This is a genomic window from Microbulbifer maximicatervae (SeqCode) (genome assembly GCF_052467225.1).
In genome coordinates this window covers 1,296,115-1,319,366 of record NZ_CP174303.1, presented here as the reverse complement: position 1 = coordinate 1,319,366, position 23,252 = coordinate 1,296,115, and the positions used below count along the sequence as shown (strand labels likewise).

Genomic DNA, 23,252 nt, shown 5'->3' with positions numbered 1-23,252 from the left:
ACACTACCAATCAAAATTGATTCCAAAGTAAATTGAACGAGGCTCTCCAGGGAAATAGCGGCTACCACTAAAACTACTGTAATCCGCGCGCTCAGCATAGGCTTTATCGGTAATATTCAGTATTCGAGTAGAAATTTGATATTGTTTCCACTGCCAGGCCAAATGGAGGTTCAGTAAGTCATGTCCTGGATACCGATAAGCATTTTGAGGATCTGTAAAATAGCTACCCTGATGTAACCATTCAAACTCCGCTGATACCAAAGAATTCGGGGACCAGTGAAGTCGATAATTACCAAAGGTCTTTGGCGCAGAATCTACAAGCTTTCCATCCAGTTCTACACCTTGCAACTCCCTTTGATCTGCATAGCGATGTTCTGCATAGCTGGTACTCACCTCTAGCCGTAAGCTTTCAGTGAATTCATAATCTACAGCCAACTCAACTCCCCAGTGCCGGGTTTTGCCATTGGACTGGTTAAAATAGTCGGCATCACGAAATATTACATTCTCCTTTTTCATCGTATAAGCCACCCACTCATATGACAAAGAGTCGCCTATTTTCCTCAGCCCTACTTCAAAGCTATTAATTTCCTCTGGATCCAGATCTGCTACCGTCTGCTCTCGCTGTAATCGATATAACTCTGTCGCTTGGGGTACACGATAACCCTGGGCCAATTGAGTAAAGAGTTGTAGTTCATTACTTAACCATAATAGCGCTCCCAACTTGGGGGATATATTGTTAAAGCTATCTTTTCGGTCATTTGGCCGGCTAAACCGACAGCCTCCAAAGTCACAGGGTAATCCATTTTCATCTGTGCGCCCGGGAAGCATTTGATTGTCGTAGTCATAGTGTGCAGATTCAATCCTGACTCCACCAGTGATTTCCAATTGATCATTAACCTTCCAGGTTGCCGATGCATAGGGGGCGACATTCCAAGCTACGACTTCATAATCGTAGTGCTTTCCCATTGGTATGGTTGCTTGCAGAAATTCAGAGCCCTCGGTAACACTCTCTTGGGCTTCCAGGAGATATCCTTTACTTAATTCAGTATCAATACCGGTTAGCAGATTAAGCTTTTCACCCAGCTCCAGATAATAACCGCTTCTTATCCCAACACTCTCCTGGCCATTTTCCTCCATTGGTTGCCCCGGTAAATAATGCTGCAGAAAACGCATGTCAGTTTTACGGAGGTAAGGAGCCAAATGTAATTGACTAGTTTGATTCACAGGTATATCAATCAGAGAGTAAAATCTGAGAGAATTGGCATCTCGAAACGCCTCTGGATTAGGGTTGATACGACTCAATCGACGATTGCGGTAAACTCCGTCACCCTCGAGGTAACCAGCCGTCTCCTGCTTTAAGCTTGTCGCTACTAGACGAGTTCGAACTCTGCTATCACCGACCTGGTGGGTATACTGGATGCTAGCCTTTTGCTGGTCCAATCCTGACTGATCCCTATATCCTCCATCAGTCATCAAATACAAATCTGCACTGATCACATCACCTTCACTACTGAGGCGATGATCTGCTGATACACCCAATCGATAGTAATCGTGGGGCCCCGCTTCAGTGTTGAGAGATCCATTCTCTCCTTCTACAGGATCGCGGCTGATAACATTGATCAATCCATGCATTGCATTAGAGCCATAGAGGGTACCAGCAGGCCCTCTAACCACTTCGACATGCCGAGCTGTCTCGCTGAAGGATTCAAATAACTCATTGATATTACAAAATCCATTTGCTCTCAATGGAATCCCATCTTCTGCTGTCAACAAACCACCACAGGCTCCTGCACCAGTCAGTACTGGAGAACGTAGGGCTGGCAGGTATTCCTGTCCATTCCCTCTTGCTAGGTTTGCTCCAGGTACACTCACCAGGCTTTGTTGAATATGGGTATTACCACTTTTTCTGAGTACATCATTATCTACAACAGAAATACTCTCCATCCGCTGTGAAATATCCTGTTCATATCTACCCGCAGTCACAACGATAGTTTCAATCTGAGTTTCACTGCTATGTGAAAAACTGATCGGAAGCAGAGCCAGTGCAATATAACCCAAAGTGATCTTATTTATGATCCTCAAGTCCACATCCCTATTCTTTAAAAGATAGAATATCTTATGTTGTGACCAGATAATATCAGAAAATCATATTCATAATCCTTATAAATATTAGCTAGCTCTAGCTTCCTTACTAAATGGCGTAGAATTTAATATTTTACTTCTCGTTACTCTTTACGCAATAAAAAATGCAAGTAACAATTAGACAAAGAAACAAAAAAGATCAAAACTCTTAACAATTTTTACAGAGAGATCATCTTTCGAGTACAAGCACACTAAAGTATAAAAGTAAGTATATTCAGAGTTCTGCACTAGTCATAAAGAAGAATAGATTCTGCATAATTGTATATACTATCACTATAGAAAATTATCTGGCGCTAAAGTAACCAATATAAACCTAAAACACTAAATCAGGATAGGCGCTAACAGCATAACTATATAAAAACAAAGAATTTATTAACGTGGTCAGGAGCTAGCTTCACAGAGTAGGGCTTAAATATTTTAGCCAGATCGAAGATCTGGCATCGTCGACATACTTAGATTTAAGCCTTCATATATACAGATAAAGATTTAAACAGGTCATGTCTCTCACTGTTTTCTACTCTATTCTAATCTCTTTCATAATAGGTATAACCTTGCATACTTGCATTGAAGGTCTTAATTATTTGCTGACGTTCACGAGCACTAATACGCCCACTGCGAACAGCCGCTTCAACCTTATTACGAAAACGCGTCTTTACTTCATGCGGCTGATACTCGACATAACTTAAAACATCCTCAATAGTATCCCCATGAACCTCTTTCACAAACTCAAAGCTGGCATCTGAATTCAGTCTCACACTGACAACATTCGTATCACCAAATAAATTATGCAGATCACCTAGAGTTTCCTGATAAGCGCCCACTAGGAAAACACCGAGATAATACTCCTCGCCGTGCTTTATTGAATGCAGAGGTAAGGTTTTTTCGACTTCCTGGTTGACTACGAATCGCTCAATTTTCCCATCACAATCACAGGTAATGTCGGCCAAGATAGCACGCCGACTTGGAGTCTCATTTAGTCGATGAATAGGCATAATAGGAAATAACTGATCAATAGCCCAGCTATCAGGTAAGGACTGAAATAAACTAAAATTACCATAATAGATATCAGCTAGTGAATCTACCAAGCCTTCCAGATCTTCAGGTATTCGCTTCATTTCTGAAAGAGTCTCTTTTATACGATGCAAAACATTGTAATAAATTATCTCTGATACAGAACGAACACGAAGATCTATTTGGCCACGCTTGAATAATTCGCGAACTTCGTCCCGATAAAACTGCGCATCATTGAAGCACTCTTGTAATCTTTGAGGCTTCAAATAAGTCAGAATTTCACGCATATTTTGAAGCAATTGATGCTCATCTTCCTCAGCTTCTTTTAACTCTTCTGAGTCGAAACTTACAACATCAAGGATATTAAAGAGCAAAATTGATGTGTAGGCTACAGTAGCACGACCAGACTCCGTAACAATTATCGGGTGGGGTAAGTTATTACTATCTAATGTACTCTTAATTGTATCAATGATATCTTCGCAGTATTCCTCAAGTGAGTAATTTCGGCTTTGTCCAGTACTTGACTGTCTACCAGTGTAGTCAACTGCTAAACCACCACCTAAATCAATATACTTTAATGCCGCGCCCTCTTTACATAAATCGGAGTAATAGCGACAGGCTTCTAGTACACCACCGCGGATATCGCGGATGTTAGGAATCTGAGAGCCCAAATGGCAATGTAGTAACTCAAGGCAATTGAGCATTTGATGCTCGTTTAAGTAATCAACCACATGTATAAGTTGACTTGATGACAGTCCGAATACACTTCTCTCACCACTAGTAGCACTCCAATGCCCACTCACTTGAGTCGTCATTTTAACGCGCACGCCAATATGAGGGAAAATATCTAACGCTTGACTTCGCTCTACAATAATCGGCAGTTCGGTTAAGGTTTCAATAACAAAGATACATTTCAATCCAAGTTTTGTTGCCTCTAACCCCAATTCTATAAATTCTTGGTCCTTATAGCCATTACAAATAATTAGGCTATCTAGTTCTTCGATAGTGGATAAAGCTGCAATCATTTCGGCTTTACTACCAACTTCAAATCCATGTTGATAGCGAGAACCAAACTGAGCTACTTCATCGACAATTTGGGCCTGCTGGTTTACTTTAATTGGATAAACACCTTGGTATTTATTCTGGTAATCCAGTTTTTCGATTATCTGACGGAATATTTCATTAAGTGAGCTAATACTTTTATCAAGAATATTCTCGACACGCAGTAAAATAGGCATGTGTAAACCGCGGTCCTGCATACCCTCTATAATTTTCATCAAGGGAACAGCGTCTGCCTCATCATCACTAGGATTTTTTACGACAACATTACCCTGTGAATCTATATCGAAATAACCATTGCCCCACTGGTTAACCCCATAAATATTCCCTGCCTCAGCCATATTCCACTGAGTATTAACTTCACTCTTGAGTTTATCTTTCTCTAACATCTTTTTACCATTAAGAATTCATTAGATTCCACTGAAGTGAACATTCCACACCTTGCGCAAATCGTAAGAAGTGGGAATCAATGCAATCTATGATCTCTTTTAACTCCGCGTCAGAGTTAGCACCACAACGCAAATCCAATTGATCACCACTTCCGTTCATATCACAGAAACCCATATCAAACTCAATATGGCCGCAATCGCTGCTCCAGTGGGCATTAACTTTGTGAGCGAAGTGCTTACATAAACGCCTAATCATCCTCTCGCTGTCAATATGAATTACCGTTGAAAAAGCTAAAAATTGGCTATCATGCTCAGCCTCAACTTTATTAATAGTGCTCATATCCCCACTTCTTAATTAAATCACTTTATGCCGAGCCAACTTTTAAACGAAAAGATGTATTCAGCAATTAACATCTCTGGTAATGATAATCATTATCAAAGATGTTAATTGCTTTCATGGCCGAAAAAAACCACTTTTACAATTGTTACGGCAGTATAATAGCTAATAAAAACCGTCGATAATTAAAACATTTTGAACTCAAAGACAGCTTTAAGCTTGCTAATGTTAAACAAGCCTGATTAGAATTTTAGAAAGGAGAAAATACTTGAATAATGCCTAAACCGATACTTAGTACACCTAAATTTACCGTTTAACTTAAGCTAGTCTTTTATTATGAAAATCTATAACCTTTGCCATGAATCGTAGCAAAGCGGTCAGCCGATATACCAACTTCAATAAACTTTTTCCTGATACGACTAAGATGCATCTCAAGGCTTCGATCATAACGGGAAAATTGCCTATTGAGTACCGCACGATATAAAAATTGCTTACTAACTACCTTGAATCGGTTCTCAGCGAGTATCCAAAGTAATCGAAATTGAATAGGTGTAAACGCTAAATTATCTCCCCTATAAAAAACCTGCTGCCTTGATTTTAATAACCTTAAATGATCGATATCAATCTCACCCTCAATGTTACTTTCCCCCTTGTGAGTCCTACGCAATATTGCGTTTACACGCAGCACTATCTCAGTGGAATCAATCGGTTTGGATATAAAGTCATCAGCCCCCTGCTGAAAGCTCTCTATCCTTTTTGCCGTTGTATTAATTGAAGAGAGAACAATTACAGGCGTTTGCCCCCAGCTACGTATAGCCTGTAAAGGTGATAAATCATCATTGGTGGGCAAAAACGCATTAACTAAAATAAGATCAAAATAGTCTGCGGGCATTACCATCAACCCTTCACTAACATCTTGACATTGAGTGACATTAAATCCTTGCTTTTGCAAAGTGCCGCTCAATTGTCTGCTTATTTTAGTATCACTTTCCAATATTAAAATATGCGCAGTTGCCACAACAGCCTCTTATCCACAACCAAATTAAAACTTGAATTTTTTGAATCCAAAATTATTCATAGCGCAAAAATACTCTCGCCCACCGACGACCTTAATATGGAGGAACCCGACTGGAACCTACACATAGCTCTTACTTTTGACGTCTGACAGTAATTTTAATAGTACATTTTCTAAACTATTTTCAATGGATACACATATGACTTACCAGGACATTTAGCACTGCAAAACATTAATACTGCTGCGCACTTCCTGTACAACCATTGCACGGGACACGCCACTAGCATGCTTAGTGCCCAACACAATATTGCATTGGCTATAACACAAATCTGTTCACATTTAGAACATCAAAACTTCACGATGCAGCTTTATGTATCAACCTAAATTCACCGATATTAATGATAATCACTATCATTTGCAACAAGTGGAATATATAATACTGCCTCAGAACCTATTTTCTCATGATTTGAGACACTTTAATGTCAGCCCAAAATCCAGCGCTTTCCGGTCGTATCGTCAAGACTTTTTTTTACTATGTACTACCTTCAATAGTCGGCTTAGTTGCAATAACAAGCGCCAACCTGATTGATGGCTTTTTTGTCGGCAACACCATAGGTACAGACGCTCTCGCTGCAATCACTCTAATGATCCCGTACTTCACCTTGTTGATAGCTATTGCCATCATGCTGGCAATAGGCGGGGCTGTGAGCGTAGGTAAAGCCATAGGTGAGAAAGATCCGAAAACAGCAAACGCCATCTTCAGCCAATCCCTTATTGCTGCTGTGGTTATTAACACTCTGTTAGCGCTGGGCAGCTTAGCCTTCAACGATTTACTTTTTGAAATACTCAATATTTCAGCCCAGGTTGCTGTATTAGCAAGGGAATATTTCGACGTCATTCGCTGGGTGTTCATTTTACAGTTAACCACAATGGTGCTGTATTATTTTGTACGTGCTGATGGCCATCCGATATTAGCCACATGTGCATTAGTAATCGGCGCTGTTCTCAATATTATTCTCGATGCCTGGTTTATAGTGTACTTGGAATTCGGATTAGCTGGGGCTGCTTATGCAACTGCAATAGCACAAGTTATACAATTTTTAGTATTGAGCCGTTATTTTTTTAGTAAGAAAAGAACACTTAAGTTCGAATTACAACAAAGAAACTGGAAACTACTTCTTAACTCAGCTTATAACGGTATATCAGAGTTTATAAACGAGATATCTGTTGGTATTATTTTTTTCATTCTAAATACTTTAATGATAATGCGGCTAGGCGTAGATGGTGTAGCGGCATTTACTTTGGTCAATTACTTCATTTTCTTAAGTGTCATGCTTAGTTATGGTTTAGCTGATGCACTTCATATCGTTGTCAGTCAAAATTTTGGCGCTCGGCACTTAACTAGAGTGAAATCTTTTTTGTCAATTGCAATATTAAGTACCATCTGCCTGGGTATCATAATCGTTGCGCTGCTCGTTTTTTGGCCAGAAACTGTTCTGAGTTGGTTTACCAATGAACAAGATCAGGAAATATCCCGAGTCAGCATGCAATTGCTGCCATTGTTGCTTCCACTATTTTTAATTAATGGGACTAACATCGTCTTAACCTGTTACTTAACAGCAATACACAAACCAAAACCTTCAGCTTTAATTGCTATTAACCGCAGCTTATTATTCCCCGCCGTATTTTTGATTGCCTTTTATTATATGTTGCCCAGCTGGCACTTATTACCAGCAGCAATAAGTGATTTATCATTTATTGTTGCACTGCCATTAGCAGAATGGTGCACTTTTTTGTTGGCCGCCTATTTTTGCTACCAGTACAGGCCTACGAAGCTGAAAGTAAATCAAACTTCAGTCTAAGTAACGCCAAGTGAGATACAGCTCTAAAACAATAGTAACAATTGTAAACTTACTTGCTGGTGAGAATGTGTATCATTATCATCTGGGTAAGTTCTTTTACTTAGTATCTCCAGGAGAATATCGTCATGCCATTCACCGCAAAAGAGCTGGCGGAAAAGGCTTCTTTTCAAGCATTTGCTAATGCATATATAAGAGAAGTTGACCCCGGTGTTTGGCATACAAGCTCTGATTGGCAATTACAAACTGGTGTGGCCCTTGAAGAAGAAAATGGTTATGCACTAGAACTTTATTTGAACGGAACTGGAGTTACACTTGCTTTAGAGGCTTCTTATCGTTCAATTGTCGGCCGACATGTATTTACTAAAAGCTATCGCAAATTAGCAAATCAATGGAATTGGCAACCCATAGATTTTACTTCTGCGATTATGATGTTAATAGATAACATTTATGCAAAAGATAATAACCAAAACAATAAGCCAAATACTCCAGCCAACAAAATAGAACTATTAAATCGCACTTTAGAAAGTCTTCAAATCATGCAGGATTATCTTACTAAGCGACTAGATGATCCTACACTTAATAGCTCCGATTATATTTGTTCTGAACAGTCTCTGTTATTTGGACATTGGCTTCATCCAACACCCAAGTCACGCCAAGGCATTCACTCTTGGCAACATGAAAAGTATACGCCGGAATTGAAATCTAAATTTCAATTACACTTTTTTGCCGTGTCAAAAGATCTTCTGGAGCAAGATTCTTTACTCGACGAGAGCGTTGAGGAAATTATCAATAATATATTAGGGGCCGATATCGATATTGATATTGATATCGATAAACAACTAATACCTGTACATCCCCTACAAGCACAGTGGCTGTTACACCAGGACTATGTTCAGCATTTACAACGTGACGGATTAATTGTCGACTTAGGTCTTATGGGTAAGATGTTTACGCCCACTTCTTCTGTCCGCACTTTGTACTGCAGTGAGCTGAATTATATGATTAAGCTCTCGATCCCTGTAAAAATAACTAATTCGCTAAGAAAAAATATGGCTCACGAATTAGATCCGGGATTAAATGTTGGAAAGTTGTTCTCATTAAGCAACTTCAAGCAAAAATTTCCACAGTTTGTTTTAATTGAAGATCCTGCCTTTATTACTGTTAAATTACCTAATATGCAGGAAACAGGCTTTGAAACTATTATACGGCAAAATCCATTCAGTAAAGATACAAACAGTCTAGAACTACCCACAGTTTCAATCGCTGCATTGGTACAAGACCCTATCTTATCCGGAACTCAGTCTAAATTAGCGCAGCAAGTTTTAAGCTTGGCTTCCAAGCAGGGCATTAGCGTAGAGGAAGCAGCGTTAAAATGGTTTAATTGTTATTGGCAATGTGCAATTGAACCAACAATTAGACTTTACGATAGTCAGGGTATTGGTTTAGAAGCTCATCAACAAAATTCTCTATTAACTATTTATGATGACTGTCCAATTAGATACTACTACCGAGACAATCAAGGTTTCTACTTGTCAGAAAAAATGCAGGATAAGTTGCTCGAAGCTGTACCTGAGTTGAGGAATAATCCTGACTTATTTTATCCTGACAATATGATTGCAGACCGGTTTGGATACTATCTTTTTGTCAATCAGTTATTCTCAATTATTGGCCGTATGGGACAAGATGACCTTATTGATGAGAATAAACTATTACAATTAAGTTACAGCAAGCTTAATTTTCTAAATTCTAGGGTACTGATAAGCGTCGGCAAAAACTTTACAGATAGATTATTTAATAATTCTAGTATTCCCTGCAAGGGAAACCTTCTAACTCGCGTTGAAGATGTTGATGAGCTGGAAGCGGAAAAAGAATTAGCTGTTTACACTAATATACGAAATCCTTTCTTCGACCTGCATCAAGAAAGCTTGACTACCCATAAGCAAGTTAACGAGGTGACTCTTGCTCACAGTTAACCCACAGCAGCATTTATCTCAACAAGACTTAGAAATCTCTCCTTATAAAAATTCTGACAGCCACTTAGCTGAAGAAAAAAGAGTGATTCGCCAGCTCTTGGAAGCATTGTTGTTCGAGCATCTTTGTGATTACTCTTATCACGATGGTTTTTTCTATTTTACATTAGGAAGATCTTTTTATCGTGCTTCAGGAAGAATTTCTGGTTTTAGTCGAATTAGAATCAATGCAGAAGAAATGTTTTTTTCTCAAAGAGATGAAAAGCATGTAGATACAAAACTTCAGGCACAATGGATAAAAAATATATCTCAAAGCATTGATTGGCAACCAATAACACTAAATGCCCTTGTTGAGGACTTGCCTACTTCAGTAGTAGTAAAGAAAAATCTGGCAATTGAGCTCGAACAAACTGTTAAACTTTGCCAGTGGAACAATAAGCATTTAAACCGCCATATAAGCCGTCGTGAATTAACATATACCCAGTTAGAGTCTGCAATTGATGAAGGGCACCCTTATCATCCATGCTTCAAGGCACGAACTGGGTTTAGTGAGCTTGATCATAAACTTTATGGTCCAGAGTTTGGCAATAATTTTCAACTACATTGGTTGGCGATTAGACGATGCTATTTGAAGCGTCGATTTAACTCTGTAACTGAAAAAATATTTTGGGAAACTGAGCTTGGTGAACAATGTTACCAGCAGTTAAATACACAAATTAAAAATCTAACTTCCGATAGTACTGCATTTTCATTGATGCCTATCCATCCATGGCAGTGGAAGTTTTTAAAAGATAAACTTGAGCCCGCTATTGATGATGGACAAGTATTTTACCTTGGAGAGGCTGGCGATCAATATCAAGCCAGCATTTCTATTCGTACATTATTAAATATTAGCCATCCTGAAAAAGCTAATATAAAACTACCTCTGAATATAATTAATACTTCTTCACTACGCACTATAGAAAGTCACACCATTTGTACTGCACCTGCTATATCAAACTGGTTAATACAAATTCTGGAGTCGGATAACTACCTGAAGCAAAATATGATTTTGCTGGCGGAGTACGCCGGAATAAGGCCTACAAATGATGGCACTGAACATCAGGAATGGATTGAGAATCTCGATGGTCAATTGGGTGTAATTTTTCGACAGAGCCTGCACTCATACTGTGATGAGAAAACTGTAATACCTTTTGTAGCCCTAAGTATAATAGAACAAGATGGCAGCCCTTTTATCGAGCCCTGGATTGCCGAATATGGTTGTCATAGTTGGCTGGAGAACCTGCTCGAAAAGGTGATTATTCCCATATGGCACTTACTAGTTCATCACGGTATTGCAATTGAGGCGCACGGGCAAAATATCTTATTGCAACATAAAGATGGTTGGCCTGAAAAAGTTATAGTGCGCGATTTTCATGAAAGCATGGAGTACGTTCACAATTACTTAGCACAACCGGAATTAGCGCCTACTTTTACTGACTTCGAGGAAGAATATAGTTTTGGCGGGCCAAACCAATATTATTGGATGGAAAGTGTCGAAGCTTTGCGCGAACTTTTAGTAGATACCTTATTGGTTTTTAATTTATCTGACTTGGCCGTATTACTTGAAGATTACTACCAATTTCCAGAAAGTGAATTCTGGAAATCAGTTTATCACAGCTTTAGAAAATATCAGCAATCAAACTTAACTGATCAAAAGCGCATAGCCCAAATCGATTTATTCCAACCGGAAATTAAAACCGAATCACTATTGGATAAGAAATTTCGCGGGAATCGTGAAACAGAATTTCATCATCACATAAGAAATCCGTTAGCAGACGCTGCTTTACATGATACCCAAAAGGAAACCTCCAAGACATCAATATCAGTGCCAGCAGTACCAGGAAAATCCTATGCTTACAATAAATGATAAGTTTTATAGTAAAGAAGACTTTAACGAGCAACAGCAGTCCTATGTCTCAATAAATACTATTAATGAGAGTAACGCTGTTGCGGTATGTGTTGAAGATAATTTTATTTGGTTGACTCTATGTTATTACTTAAAGTCAAAGAAAATATCTGCCATGCCTATCCACCCCAGTGTTCCAAAGGATACTGCAAAGCGTATGGCAGAAAAAGCTGGCTGCGAATTGCTGATTTATGGTGACTTAGCAGGATTAATTGAGCTACCGGCAACTAATTTGAATAAATCTGAAGCAGGTATTATTCAAATGAGCTCCGGCACCACAGGTGAGCCAAAATGCATATTGCGAAGCTGGGCGGATATTGATATTGAGGTAAAGAGTTATTGCCAGGCTTTCAGCGACCCGGACAGCATGACTCCAGTTGTCGCTTGTCCCGTTACCCATTCATATGGATTAATTTGTGGCGTAATGGTTGCTCTGAATCGGGGTCAGTCACCACTGATAATTAGCAATATCAATCCTAAATACCTTATCAAGAAGCTGCAGAGTTGTCAGCGTCCGCTTTTGTATTCTTCTCCGGTAATGTTGCAGGGATTATTACGTTTATGGCCGGCCAATAGCAAACTATTTGCTGCTATGACTTCAGGTTCCACTATGCCACAACAGGTATTTGAGCAGATTCAGGCACGTGTAGAAAACTTATATCAACAGTATGGATGCTCTGAAGCGGGCTGTATTAGTATAGGACAGGATTTATCTGCTGCTAACGATCAAGGAAAGCCATTACCTCATGTCGAAATTACCTGTGGTAATCTCGACAATAAACAGCAAGAGATAGTTGCTTATGTAAAAACTGCATCAGGAATTAAAACTGTTAAAACACAGGATGTCGGCTATTTGAGTGAAAATGGTCGGCTGCATTTTCTTGCACGAATGGATGACACAATCATCGTATCAGGGCTAAATGTATATCCTGCAGAAGTAGAAGATATCATACTTGAACACCCGCAAGTTAATGATGTAGTGGTATTTAAGATAGATGATCAATTTGCGGGCCAACGAGTTTGCCTACAGTATGTCGCTTCCCCAGCAATAGACCCCTCCGAACTACGCCAATGGTGCAGTCAACACTTAGCACTATTTCAAGTACCGCAAATATTACAGCCGGTCGATGAGATAATGCGAATGGCTAACAGTAAAGTGAACCGTAAGCAGATTGCGCTGAACTATCAACAGAACATACTAACCAGAACAAATAAAAGTAGTGAAGGAAAACAAGCTGAAAGAGCCAACTAGTAAGTAGGGGCTATCTATTGAGCAAACAAACAATATATTAATTATGCAAAAGACTGAAATAGTAGATTCGATTCAGAGCATACTTACTAATGAGTTGAATCTAACACATATAGAAGATGTTCAGCTTCACTCCAAGCTAAATGAAGATTTATACCTTGATTCCGTACTGATCCTGCAAGTACTTATTAGCTTGGAATTAAAGCTGGGAATTGATATACCCGATGAAGCCTTGAACTTGAAGGATTTTGATACAGTCGATAGCTTTAGTGAGTTTATATTAGGCCGGGTTAACTATAAGAGCGAGAATGGCGCTTCTCCCAAACATACCGATCCTCAAGAGAAATCAGGAGTCGAAATAGCTCCAGCAGAACAAGCTGAAGAGCAGACAGAAGAGTTTGAGGATATTAAAGTACATTGTTTTGTGAGTTGTCTATGCGAGTGTATCAAAGCAAATGATCATGTTGACCATAGACCATTTTATTTTGGTGTATGGGACGCCGATGTTGTAGTTGATAATGATTATTGTATCAACTATCACGCTGAGAATTTGAACCATGACTTCTTTCGAAACTGGTTCGAGAAAATTTATGGTGTCGAGGTAAAGTCCTGGTACAACCAAGGCTTATCCAAAAGCGACAATATTAACACCTTACTAACATTACTAGACAATAAATCTGCCAGTCAGAACATAATGGTAATGCTAGATATGTATAGGTTGCCAGAACGCGAAAATAAGTTTAACCAGAATCCATTCCCTCACTACGTAATGCTGGAAAATAGCCAAAATCCAGAAATGTTATTTATGTGGGATCCTGATTTTCGCTGGGAAGGAGAGCAAAATAAAAAACAAGTATTACACGCAATTGAGTCGGATGCTGTTGCTGGCGGTTATATCTTTGATAGCAGCCAAATTAAACCAAGCTCCAATCAGGCAATCCATGACTATTTTACTACCTGTTTGAACTTAAACAATAATCCGATGACGGATGCTGTGCGAAAAATTGTCAAGGCACATTTGGCTCCTGAAAGTCAGCTAAGCCCCTCTAATTTAAGCCGTGCTCTCACTCAGCTTCCCGTATTGGCTATTCGAAAGTATGCCTACGAACATGGCTTAGCATATTTTATGTTGCAGCTGAATTTGGATTTTGATGAATTTGAAACATGGTGCGACATTATTGAAGAGTTAGTTTCCACTTATAAGCAGATTCAATTTCGTTCTATGAAAATCGCGAATTACGCTACTGAAGGAAACTATCCATCCGAATCATCGACAGATATTAAAACAGAAATCATGCAGCTACTGGATCAACAAGATCAGCGAGAATTTAAAATCAAAGGTCAGCTACATACATTATTTCAACAATGGCAAAACCATGTAGCTATTACTAACAAAGAACGTTCCAATGAGGTGTGCATATGATTTTATCTATCTGTACAATCTCTTTTCGCCATCAACTGGTTTCAATTGATCATTTGGCAAAGTGGGCGAAGCATAATCATTTTCAGGGTATTGAATTGTGGGGAACTCACGCAAAAAACCTCGCCTCTCAACCAGAATATAATAAAGATTGGTTGGCGGACTACGGCCTAAAAATCACGATGTTAAGTGATTATTTAGCACTATATGCCACTGAAGCTGAGTTACATAAACAAGTAGAACATTTATGTTACTTAGCAAAACATTGGGGTGCTAAGAAAATTAGGACTTTTGCCGGCTCCGAGGCAAGCGCAAACACATCTGAGCATGGCTTTGCACGATTAACAAAGACGTTGCGCAAGGTCTGTCAATGGATGTCCCGACATGATCTCAACTTGATTATTGAAACACATCCCAATACATATGCGGATTCCGTCCCAGCAACAAAGCATTTATTACAGAGCGTTGCTTGTGACAACCTTCAAATCAATTTTGACGTACTCCATGTCTGGGAATCAAAAACTGAAGTGATCCCAGCTTTTGAGGCTTTAAAAGATAATATTAATCATATCCACTTAAAAAATGTAAGTTCTGCAGAATTCCTGAATGTGTTCTCGCCTGCTAATGTATATTCTGCTTCTGGCTCGCGGGAAGGTATTGTCCCGCTGTTTGATGGCGCTGTTAACTATCAGGAATTCGTAAGTCATATTAGTCAACATCCAGACAAGAGAGTCCGCAACATTGAAGCTTCACTGGAATGGTTTGGTGATGACTGTAAAGAAACACTAGCTAGAGATAGATACCTAATTCAACAACTTCAGCAGTGTCGCGAACCACTAGCCATTTAGTAAATTGGGTCTGCTAATTTCTAGGAAATCTGGCAGACCCAAACTATCAACTCTTAATCACGGTAAATTTTCGTTAAGTCTTGGTAATGATCGACACGTCTATCTCGCAAGTATGGCCAAATACGACGTACTTGTTCACTTTTCTCCATATCTATATTCGCAATTAGTATCTCACCATCACTTTCACTTGCACAGGCAAGTAGCTCGCCCTGTGGACCACAGATAAAGCTATTACCCCAGAAATCAATGCCGGCAGAACTTCCACTGGAATCACTTTCATGGCCCACACGATTACAACTAATAACTGGTACGCCATTCGCTACCGCGTGGGACCTTTGTACAATTTTCCAGGCTTCAAGTTGCCGTTGCTGCTCAGCCGCATCATCGCGCGGGTCCCATCCAATTGCGGTTGGGTAAATCAGTAATTCTGCTCCAGCCATTGCCATCAGTCGGGCAGCTTCAGGAAACCATTGATCCCAACAAACCAATATGCCCAACTTGCCAATACTCGTATCTATAACTTCAAAGCCCAAATCACCAGGCGTGAAATAAAATTTTTCGTAAAATCCCGGATCGTCCGGAATATGCATTTTTCGATACTTTCCGGCAATAGAGCCATTTTTATCCAATACCACTGCAGTATTGTGATAAATACCTGCAGCACGCTTTTCAAATAAAGAGGTCACTATGACCACGCCGAGTTCTTTTGCAAGCCTTCCAAAATAATCCGTACTGGGTCCAGGGATCGTCTCAGCTAAATCGAATAAACTCACATCTTCTGACTGACAAAAATACAGACTACGATGCAACTCCTGCAGCACTACCAAATCAGCACCTTCACTCGCTGCGGCACGTATTCCCTGAGTTGACCTATCAATATTTTGTTGGCAATCAACAGTGTTATCTTGCTGAACAAGTGCCACTTTAACTATGTTACTCATTAATAAATTCGCTAGATTGTTTAATTTTAGATTAGATGCAAAAAATTTTTTTAACGCCTAATTAGCCAAGAGGTTTTTCGGCAGCTGCATAGTTAAACAATGCAAACTACCGAACTGTTCGATAATGGGCCGGCAATTAACCGCAACTATCTGATGCTCCGGAAATGCCATCTGGAGAGTTTGTAACGCCTCAGTATCTTCTTCAACATCATATACAGGAGCTAGTACCGCATCATTGATAATTAGAAAGTTGGCATAAGTGGCAGGTAAACGCTCGCCACTTGCATTTGCTTGTCCGCTAGGCCATGGTAATTCCAGCAAATTAAATGGTTTCCCATCAAGCGAGCGCATTTGTACTAAACTCTGCTTCATTTTCTCAAGTTCATCAAAAAAACGATAACCACTTTCATTACAGCCCTGATAGACAATAGTTTGGCCAGGTGCGAACCGTGCAAGAGTGTCGATATGACTATCTGTATCATCGCCCTCTAATGCGCCATGATCCAGCCATAGAATATTCTTTGCACCTAACTCAGTTTTTAGCAGTCCCTCGATATCCGCTCTTGTCATGCGGTGGTTACGATTTTTATTTAGCAGACAGCGCTCAGTCGTTAAAAGATTGCCCTTTTCATCAATATCTATTGCTCCACCTTCAAGAACGACGTCAATTTTCCGCCAATTACAGATACCCAATTGCTTAAACATTTCCTGGTTAATCTGATTGTCTAAATCAGCCGGGTATTTGCTTCCCCATCCATTAAACGTAAAATCGAGAGCAACAACTTCTCCTTGGCTGTTCACTACTGAAATTGGGCCATGATCTCTCGCCCAACTATCATTTGTGGCAACAACAACAAACTGAATATTTTGAATTATTACATTAGCCACATGTAATAGCTGGCTAATATGTTTTTTTAAAACCTCATCATGACAAACGACTACCAGTTTTTGTCGAGCAGTTATAGCTTCGCAAATAGAAACATAAACCGCTTCTACTTCGCTTAGTATCGGTCTCCAATCAGTATCCGCATGAGGCCAAGTGAGCATTATTGCATCTTGCTTTGCCCATTCAGGTGGCAATCTATTTGACATAAGTTTTAATTACTTTATCTGATAGTTATTTTAAATTTACAGGGGTATTGAACTAGCACCAAATGATAATAATTATCATTACAATAATATAGAAAAATTCATTTCGCGCAAGTTTGGGCTCGGATTTAAATAGACTTTCGCACAGTTTTATCGTTTTCCTGATTTCATCTGGAAAACAATGCAAAGCCCTCTCAGTAAAGATTTTATTTATTTAGCATGCTCCAACTTCCTCCGAAACAATGCACTTGGCAATGTAACTAATAGATTGCGTTTTAAGAGCTCAAACAGGTCCGACTGCACTTTGAGATTAATTACTGGATGGGAGCGAGGCACAGCTATCCACCTGACTTTCAATAAAGCTATCTCAGCTATTCTCAACTATATCTGTTCTAATACGGGAAAGACTTGTTTACTGACATGTCAACATTGATTTCTCCGCTAGAAGCAAATCGCCGAGTCTCTTTAAAGGAATATCATGGCCTGGTTCTACTTAATACTCGCCGGACTATGCGAAATTGGTTGGGTGCTGGGACTGAAAATTTCACAGGGCAGTAACACCCGCCTTCTGGGTGTGGTTATGGCTGTGGTATTTATTGGGGTCAGTGGATTTCTTCTGTGGCTGGCGCAGCGAGAGATACCTATTGGTACTTCCTATGCGGTCTGGACAGGAATTGGTGCCGCCGGAGCCTTTGCGGTAGGAGTGCTGTTCTTTGGAGACTCCACCAGCCTTGGACGCTACCTGGGAGTTTTGCTCATTATCTTAGGCGTTGTCACGTTAAAACTCTCTCATTAATTGAGAAGCACCCGGGAAAATTCCCGGGCGCCAGTTCTATTAATCCTCTGAATATTTGGGTTTACGTGCCTGGTTTTGCACAGATCGATACATCTGGGATAGCGCTCTCTCCCCTGCCCGTTTCTGCGCGAGAGTTTGACCGTTACGGCTTAGTTCCTGTTGCAGTTTTTGCCAATTGCGCAAGCGCCGATCATCCAACGAACCGCCCGTTATTGCCTCTTGTACCGCACAGCCTGGCTCTGACTGGTGCTGGCAGTCAGAGAAGCGACACTCTCTGGACAAGGCCTCAATATCAGAAAAAGTCTCCGCCACGCCATCTTCAACATGCACCAACCCCAGCTCCCGCATTCCAGGGCTATCGAGTAACAGCGCTCCCCAACTCAGGGAGTGAAGAGAGCGTTTCCGTGTAGTGTGACGCCCTTTACTATCGGCTTCGCGAATGGTCCCAGTCTCAGCCAGGGGTTCGCCAGACAGCGCATTTAGCAAAGTGGATTTACCCACTCCAGAAGAACCTAACAGCGCGATAGTTTCCCCAGGTAAGCACCACTGGCGCAGCTGTGCCACGCTTTCTCGATCCAGGCTATTTACCATTGCAGCGGGTAATTCGCCGAATGGACGCAATGCCTGAAGAAAAGGGGCTGTATCTTCACACAGATCGGTCTTAGTCAGTATCAGGTGTGGGCTGCAACCAGACTCCCGAGCCAGAGCCAAATAGCGCTCAATACGTGAGAGGTTAAAGTCATCATTCAGGGAGGAAACAATAAAAACACTATCGACATTGGCGGCGATCATCTGCACCTGATGCCCCCCAGGTGCCATGCGCTCAAACTGGCTGCTGCGGCTCAACAAACGCACGAAATATCCACTGCTCTTCTCTAACAACAGCCAATCCCCCACTGCGGGCAAATTAGCCACAAGACTCCCGGTTAGCGGAAGGGACACAGCCCCCTGCTCGCCGGCCAACTCCAGGCGACTGCGGTGTACAGCCATAACCCGCAGCGGCAAACACTGCTCGAGTTCTTCGAGCGTCAGCTGCTGTTGGAAAAAAGGCTTCCAACCGAGTTTTTGCAGCGGAGAAGCTTCCCGCTCAATTTTGATAGATGGGGATTTAGTGCCGAATCTATTAACAGACCGGCGGGTAAAGCGAGATTTACTCAAGATTGAAACCCTCTGGGCGCAATAAAGCACCAAGCGACCGCACATGCGCGGCCAACAGAGCTTTCTCAGGGAAAGCCCGACGTCTAGGAATCTATCGCCGGGCGTGGGCAGCTGGAGGCTGCTACTGGACCCGACGGAGGGTTGCAACAATCATCAATCATCCTCCGCAGTCATTGAGTTCTGGATTCCGCCAAAGTACCTGGCGGGTTATGGGCAAATTAGCACTACCCGGGGATAGGAGCAAGGATAATCCCGGGAAGCCTCTTAGTAATTGCCCCGCCATAAAAAGCAAAGCCGGCAAAAGCCGGCCTTCGAATCCGATTACAGCGAGTGCATCACCTTTCTCGACTCACCATAACCCGATCAGCTGAGTATAGATCCGGCTTTTTCTTTCGCCATCGCGTTTACTCGAGAAGCATCTTCTCCTGCGGGTATTTCCACCAAGTGACGAATCTATAAAGGTTTTATGACACCCCCAACCACCTCCCCCAGACCTCCACCTCCTCGGGGTGGGAGGCCGTCAATGCGTGACTGCGATTCAATACCAACTGAGAGAACCGCAACAAGTACAACAAAAAATGGGAAGCGCTATGCCAACAACAAAATTTACAGGGCCCGGCACAAAGGCCGGGCTGATTCTGGGGGCAGTCTTCTGCTCCATCCAAATACCGGTGTGGGCATCTGACACACCAGACCCCACAGAGGTCAATATTCCCGGCAACCTACAAAGCCAACTGGGCTGCGATGGCGACTGGCAACCAGGTTGTGTCGCCACCCTGCTCAGCTATGACAGCGAAGACGACAAATGGCAAGGCAGCTTTTGGATACCCGCCGGCAACTGGGAGTACAAAGCCGCTCTCAACAACAGCTGGGATGAAAATTATGGGTGGGGCGGCCAGCGGGACGGCGGTAATATTTCCCTCAGCCTGGATGAGGCCCGCGAAGTTAAATTTATCTACGACCACGAGACTCACTGGATCACCGACAACCACAGTAGCGTGGTCGCCGCTGTAGCCGGCAACTTCCAATCCCTGCTGGGGTGTCCGGGAAACTGGCAACCCAGTTGCCTGCGCAGCTGGATGCAGGATGCCGATGGAGATGGCACCTACACCTTTATCACCTCAGCGCTGCCTGCCGGTTCCTATGAATTCAAAGTAGCACTTCACGAAGGCTGGGAGGAGAGCTACGGCAACAATGGAGCCAACGTCAGCTTTACCGTGGTCGCCGATTACGACGAAATCTACTTTGCTTTTGACTCGAATAGTAAAGAAGTCACCGTCAGCAGTGACGGCTTCGCCAAGGGTGACCTGAGCAGCGATAAAGCTCACTGGGTGGATACCAGCAGCTTTGCCTGGGATATCCAGGTACAGGAAGGCACCAAGGTTAAATTGCACTACAGCAACAGCGCCGAGCTAAAACTGGAGGACGGTGATATCCGTTCCGGTGGCACCATCGATCTCACCCCTCTCGCCACCCTGCCCGACAGCGCCCAACAAAAATTCCCGCACCTGGCCAGTTTCAGTGCCTGGCAATTGCCGGGGCAGGCTTCCACTAGTGATCTGGTAACCCAGCAACTCGCCCTCGCCGCTTACGATGCGGAGGGCACGTTACTGGATGCGACTGGTGTGCAGATGGCAGGCGCGCTCGATGATCGCTTCTACTACGACGGTGAACTCGGTGCCCGTGTCGGCGAGGAGAATATCCAGCTCGATCTTTGGGCTCCCACCGCACGGGCAGTAAAGCTGCACCTGTTTACAAACTCCAGCAGCGATAGCGCCGATCAGGTGGTATCCATGCTGCGCGATGAATCTACCGGGGTGTGGAGTGCCGATATCGACAAGCAGTGGGACCGCAGTTTTTATCTCTATGAGGTCGAGGTGTACTCCTACTTCAGCCGCCAGATTGAAACCAACCTGGTCACCGACCCCTATTCCCTGAGTCTCTCCATCAATAGTAGCAAAAGCCAGATCATTAACCTGAATGACCGGGACCTGAAGCCGCGCGGTTGGGATCGTCTGCGCAAGCCCAAGTTAACCCAGCCGGAAGACATCAGTATCTACGAGCTGCATGTGCGCGATTTCAGTATTGCGGATCAAACTGTCCCCGAAGCAGAGCGCGGCACCTTCAAGGCTTTCACCCGCAAGCACAGCGACGGCATGCGCCACCTCAATAAACTGGCCCACGCCGGCCTCACCCATATCCACCTGCTGCCGGCCTTTGACTTTGCCACAGTCAATGAGGATCGCACCCAGCAGCAGCAAACCCCGGACCTCTCAGACTACGCGCCGGACAGCAGCGAGCAGCAGGCCCAGGTAGATGCTATTCGCGATACCGATGGCTTTAACTGGGGCTACGATCCATTGCACTACACGGTCCCCGAAGGCAGCTATAGCGGCGCTCCCGATGGACCTGCGCGCATTCGCGAATTCCGTCAAATGGTGCAAGGGTTATCTCACTCCGGCCTGCGACTGGTGATGGATGTGGTTTACAACCACACCAGCTCCTATGGCCAATACGACAACTCCGTACTCGATAAAATCGTCCCCGGCTATTACCATCGCCGCAATCTGGAGGGCGGTGTGGAAATGAGCAGCTGCTGCGCCAATACCGCCAGTGAGCACGCCATGATGGAAAAGCTGATGATCGATTCCCTGGTCACCTGGGCCCGGGCCTATAAGGTGGACAGCTTCCGTTTCGACCTGATGGGACATCACAGCCTCGACAATATCCTCAAAGCGCAAGCGGCACTGCAATCACTGACCCCGGCAGCCGATGGTGTCGATGGCAACGCTATCTATCTGTACGGCGAGGGCTGGAATTTTGGCGAGGTGGCTGACGATGCTCGCTTTGTACAGGCCCGCCAGGGCAATATGGCCGGCAGCGGTATCGGCACCTTTAACGATCGCCTGCGCGATTCCGTGCGTGGTGGCAACCCCTTCGGAGGCTTTGAGGAGCAGGGCTTTGGTACCGGTCTGTTCACCGACAGCAACGGTAAATTTGAGGGAGAAGATGAGCGTGCCACACTGCTAACCCTAGCAGATAAAGTCCGCGTTTCCCTCGCCGGCAACCTGGCGGATTATCCTTTTGAAGATGCCAACGGCAATATCATTACCGGCAGCGAGCTAGTCTATAACGGCCAGCCCACCGGCTATACCGCCGACCCGCAGGAATCCATTAATTATATTGCCGCCCACGACAACGAGACGCTGTTCGACGGAGTACAGATCAAAGCCAGCGACAGCGCCGACTTGGCTGAACGAGTGCGTATCCAGGCACTCAGTAATTCCCTGGTTCTGTTCGCCCAGGGAGTGCCGTTTATCCACGCAGGCCAGGATTTCCTGCGCTCAAAGTCGATGGATCGGGACAGTTACAACTCCGGTGACTGGTTTAATGCACTGGACTTCAGCCTCGCCACCGATAATTGGGGTGCGGGTTTACCTATCGCAGATAAAAACGAAGATAACTGGTCCCTGATGCAACCTTTACTGGCAAACCCGGAATTGGCTCCCGAGCGCCGGCACCGCTTGTGGAGCTCTGCTCTATTCCGCGAGCAGCTGGCGATTCGCAACAGCTCTCCCCTGTTCCGCTTGTCTGATGCAGAGTCCGTAGAAGCACATCTCAATTTCCTCAACACCGGACCCGACCAGATTCCTGGGCTGATTGTGATGGAGTTATCCGATTCCAGTGGCAGCATCGATCGCCGCTTTGAACGTATTGTGGTGCTGTTTAATGGCGATGACGAATCATTGGAATTTACCAGCGAAAACCTTATTGGTGAGTACCTGTTCAAGCACCCACGTCAGCGCCGATCAGTAGACTCACGCCTGCACAAAGTAAAATTTGATAGGAGCAGCGGCACCTTTACTCTGCCCGGCCGAACTACCGCAGTATTTGTGCAGCCACGCCGTAGATATTAATTCTTCATAAATTTTAAAAGGCCGGATTTTCCGGCCTTTTTTTCATTTTTTAGAAACTATTTCCCGGCTCTCACCAAGTAATCAACTCGCAATTGTCATAT

Annotated in this window: 15 protein-coding genes; 8 read left to right on the top strand and 7 right to left on the bottom strand. The window is 43.0% G+C overall.

Annotated features, from left to right (window positions below):
* Window positions 1-3: 3 nt before the first annotated feature.
* The 4 genes from ACJJIZ_RS05710 to ACJJIZ_RS05695 all read right to left on the bottom strand — a co-directional run bounded on the left by ACJJIZ_RS05710 (window position 4) and on the right by ACJJIZ_RS05695 (window position 5,956).
* The gene (locus tag ACJJIZ_RS05710) at window positions 4-2,082 is read right to left on the bottom strand and encodes a TonB-dependent receptor (protein WP_444915494.1); all 2,079 of its coding nucleotides are present in this window, start codon (window positions 2,080-2,082) and stop codon (window positions 4-6) included.
* Between the two features lie 584 nt (window positions 2,083-2,666).
* Window positions 2,667-4,601 (bottom strand): biosynthetic arginine decarboxylase, encoded by a 1,935-nt coding sequence (gene speA, locus ACJJIZ_RS05705; protein WP_444915493.1) that lies wholly within the window; start codon window positions 4,599-4,601, stop codon window positions 2,667-2,669.
* Between the two features lie 10 nt (window positions 4,602-4,611).
* The gene (locus ACJJIZ_RS05700) at window positions 4,612-4,941 is read right to left on the bottom strand and encodes a DUF2218 domain-containing protein (RefSeq protein ID WP_444915492.1); all 330 of its coding nucleotides are present in this window, start codon (window positions 4,939-4,941) and stop codon (window positions 4,612-4,614) included.
* A 331-nt stretch (window positions 4,942-5,272) separates the two neighbouring features.
* Complete coding sequence (locus ACJJIZ_RS05695) at window positions 5,273-5,956, bottom strand: response regulator transcription factor (RefSeq protein WP_444915491.1); 684 nt, start codon at window positions 5,954-5,956, stop codon at window positions 5,273-5,275.
* Window positions 5,957-6,432: 476 nt separating this feature from the next.
* On the opposite strand from ACJJIZ_RS05695, the gene ACJJIZ_RS05690 reads away from it, so the two are divergent.
* The 6 genes from ACJJIZ_RS05690 (at window position 6,433) to ACJJIZ_RS05665 (ending at window position 15,250) form a co-directional block, all read left to right on the top strand.
* Complete coding sequence (locus ACJJIZ_RS05690) at window positions 6,433-7,815, top strand: MATE family efflux transporter (protein WP_413663371.1); 1,383 nt, start codon at window positions 6,433-6,435, stop codon at window positions 7,813-7,815.
* Between the two features lie 125 nt (window positions 7,816-7,940).
* Window positions 7,941-9,788: an IucA/IucC family protein gene (locus ACJJIZ_RS05685; protein ID WP_444915490.1), complete on the top strand. Its 1,848-nt coding sequence runs from the start codon at window positions 7,941-7,943 to the stop codon at window positions 9,786-9,788.
* Complete coding sequence (locus ACJJIZ_RS05680) at window positions 9,775-11,694, top strand: IucA/IucC family protein (RefSeq protein WP_444915489.1); 1,920 nt, start codon at window positions 9,775-9,777, stop codon at window positions 11,692-11,694. The genes ACJJIZ_RS05685 and ACJJIZ_RS05680 overlap by 14 nt, the downstream gene beginning before the upstream one ends.
* The gene (locus ACJJIZ_RS05675) at window positions 11,678-12,985 is read left to right on the top strand and encodes an AMP-binding protein (protein ID WP_444911553.1); all 1,308 of its coding nucleotides are present in this window, start codon (window positions 11,678-11,680) and stop codon (window positions 12,983-12,985) included. Before ACJJIZ_RS05680 ends, ACJJIZ_RS05675 begins: the two co-directional genes overlap by 17 nt.
* Window positions 12,986-13,028: 43 nt before the next feature.
* Window positions 13,029-14,405 (top strand): DUF6005 family protein, encoded by a 1,377-nt coding sequence (locus ACJJIZ_RS05670; protein ID WP_413663375.1) that lies wholly within the window; start codon window positions 13,029-13,031, stop codon window positions 14,403-14,405.
* A complete protein-coding gene (locus ACJJIZ_RS05665; protein WP_444911554.1) occupies window positions 14,402-15,250 on the top strand; it encodes a sugar phosphate isomerase/epimerase family protein in 849 nt (282 codons plus the stop codon). The genes ACJJIZ_RS05670 and ACJJIZ_RS05665 overlap by 4 nt, the downstream gene beginning before the upstream one ends.
* A 53-nt stretch (window positions 15,251-15,303) precedes the next feature.
* On the opposite strand, the gene ACJJIZ_RS05660 is transcribed toward ACJJIZ_RS05665, so the two are convergent.
* Window positions 15,304-16,191, bottom strand: coding sequence for a carbon-nitrogen hydrolase (locus ACJJIZ_RS05660; protein ID WP_413663377.1), 888 nt, complete (start codon window positions 16,189-16,191; stop codon window positions 15,304-15,306).
* A 57-nt stretch (window positions 16,192-16,248) separates the two neighbouring features.
* Complete coding sequence (locus tag ACJJIZ_RS05655; protein WP_444915488.1) at window positions 16,249-17,283, bottom strand: agmatine deiminase family protein; 1,035 nt, start codon at window positions 17,281-17,283, stop codon at window positions 16,249-16,251.
* A 475-nt stretch (window positions 17,284-17,758) separates the two neighbouring features.
* Here ACJJIZ_RS05655 and ACJJIZ_RS05650 point away from each other — a divergent pair, with 475 nt between their 5' ends.
* Window positions 17,759-18,076, top strand: a complete 318-nt coding sequence (locus ACJJIZ_RS05650) for a DMT family transporter (protein WP_108734565.1) — start codon at window positions 17,759-17,761, stop codon at window positions 18,074-18,076.
* 39 nt (window positions 18,077-18,115) lie between these two features.
* Here the strand turns inward: ACJJIZ_RS05650 and rsgA are convergent, their stop codons facing one another.
* The gene (rsgA, locus tag ACJJIZ_RS05645) at window positions 18,116-19,234 is read right to left on the bottom strand and encodes a ribosome small subunit-dependent GTPase A (protein ID WP_444915487.1); all 1,119 of its coding nucleotides are present in this window, start codon (window positions 19,232-19,234) and stop codon (window positions 18,116-18,118) included.
* Window positions 19,235-19,824: 590 nt separating this feature from the next.
* Between rsgA and pulA the strand changes: the two genes are divergently transcribed.
* Window positions 19,825-23,151 carry a pullulanase-type alpha-1,6-glucosidase gene (gene pulA / locus ACJJIZ_RS05640; protein WP_444915486.1) on the top strand — a complete coding sequence of 1,109 codons (3,327 nt, stop codon included), beginning with the start codon at window positions 19,825-19,827 and terminating at the stop codon, window positions 23,149-23,151.
* Window positions 23,152-23,252: the final 101 nt, after the last annotated feature.

Excerpts from the sequence above, each read along its gene's own strand:
- speA (WP_444915493.1), bottom strand. The coding sequence starts at position 4,601 with ATGTTAGAGAAAGATAAACTCAAGAGTGAAGTTAATACTCAGTGGAAT.
- ACJJIZ_RS05675 (WP_444911553.1), top strand. The coding sequence starts at position 11,678 with ATGCTTACAATAAATGATAAGTTTTATAGTAAAGAAGACTTTAACGAG.
- ACJJIZ_RS05665 (WP_444911554.1), top strand. The coding sequence starts at position 14,402 with ATGATTTTATCTATCTGTACAATCTCTTTTCGCCATCAACTGGTTTCA.
- ACJJIZ_RS05670 (WP_413663375.1), top strand. The coding sequence starts at position 13,029 with ATGCAAAAGACTGAAATAGTAGATTCGATTCAGAGCATACTTACTAAT.
- ACJJIZ_RS05660 (WP_413663377.1), bottom strand. The coding sequence starts at position 16,191 with ATGAGTAACATAGTTAAAGTGGCACTTGTTCAGCAAGATAACACTGTT.
- ACJJIZ_RS05650 (WP_108734565.1), top strand. The coding sequence starts at position 17,759 with ATGGCCTGGTTCTACTTAATACTCGCCGGACTATGCGAAATTGGTTGG.
- pulA (WP_444915486.1), top strand. The coding sequence starts at position 19,825 with ATGCCAACAACAAAATTTACAGGGCCCGGCACAAAGGCCGGGCTGATT.
- ACJJIZ_RS05690 (WP_413663371.1), top strand. The coding sequence starts at position 6,433 with ATGTCAGCCCAAAATCCAGCGCTTTCCGGTCGTATCGTCAAGACTTTT.
- ACJJIZ_RS05655 (WP_444915488.1), bottom strand. The coding sequence starts at position 17,283 with ATGTCAAATAGATTGCCACCTGAATGGGCAAAGCAAGATGCAATAATG.
- ACJJIZ_RS05700 (WP_444915492.1), bottom strand. The coding sequence starts at position 4,941 with ATGAGCACTATTAATAAAGTTGAGGCTGAGCATGATAGCCAATTTTTA.
- ACJJIZ_RS05685 (WP_444915490.1), top strand. The coding sequence starts at position 7,941 with ATGCCATTCACCGCAAAAGAGCTGGCGGAAAAGGCTTCTTTTCAAGCA.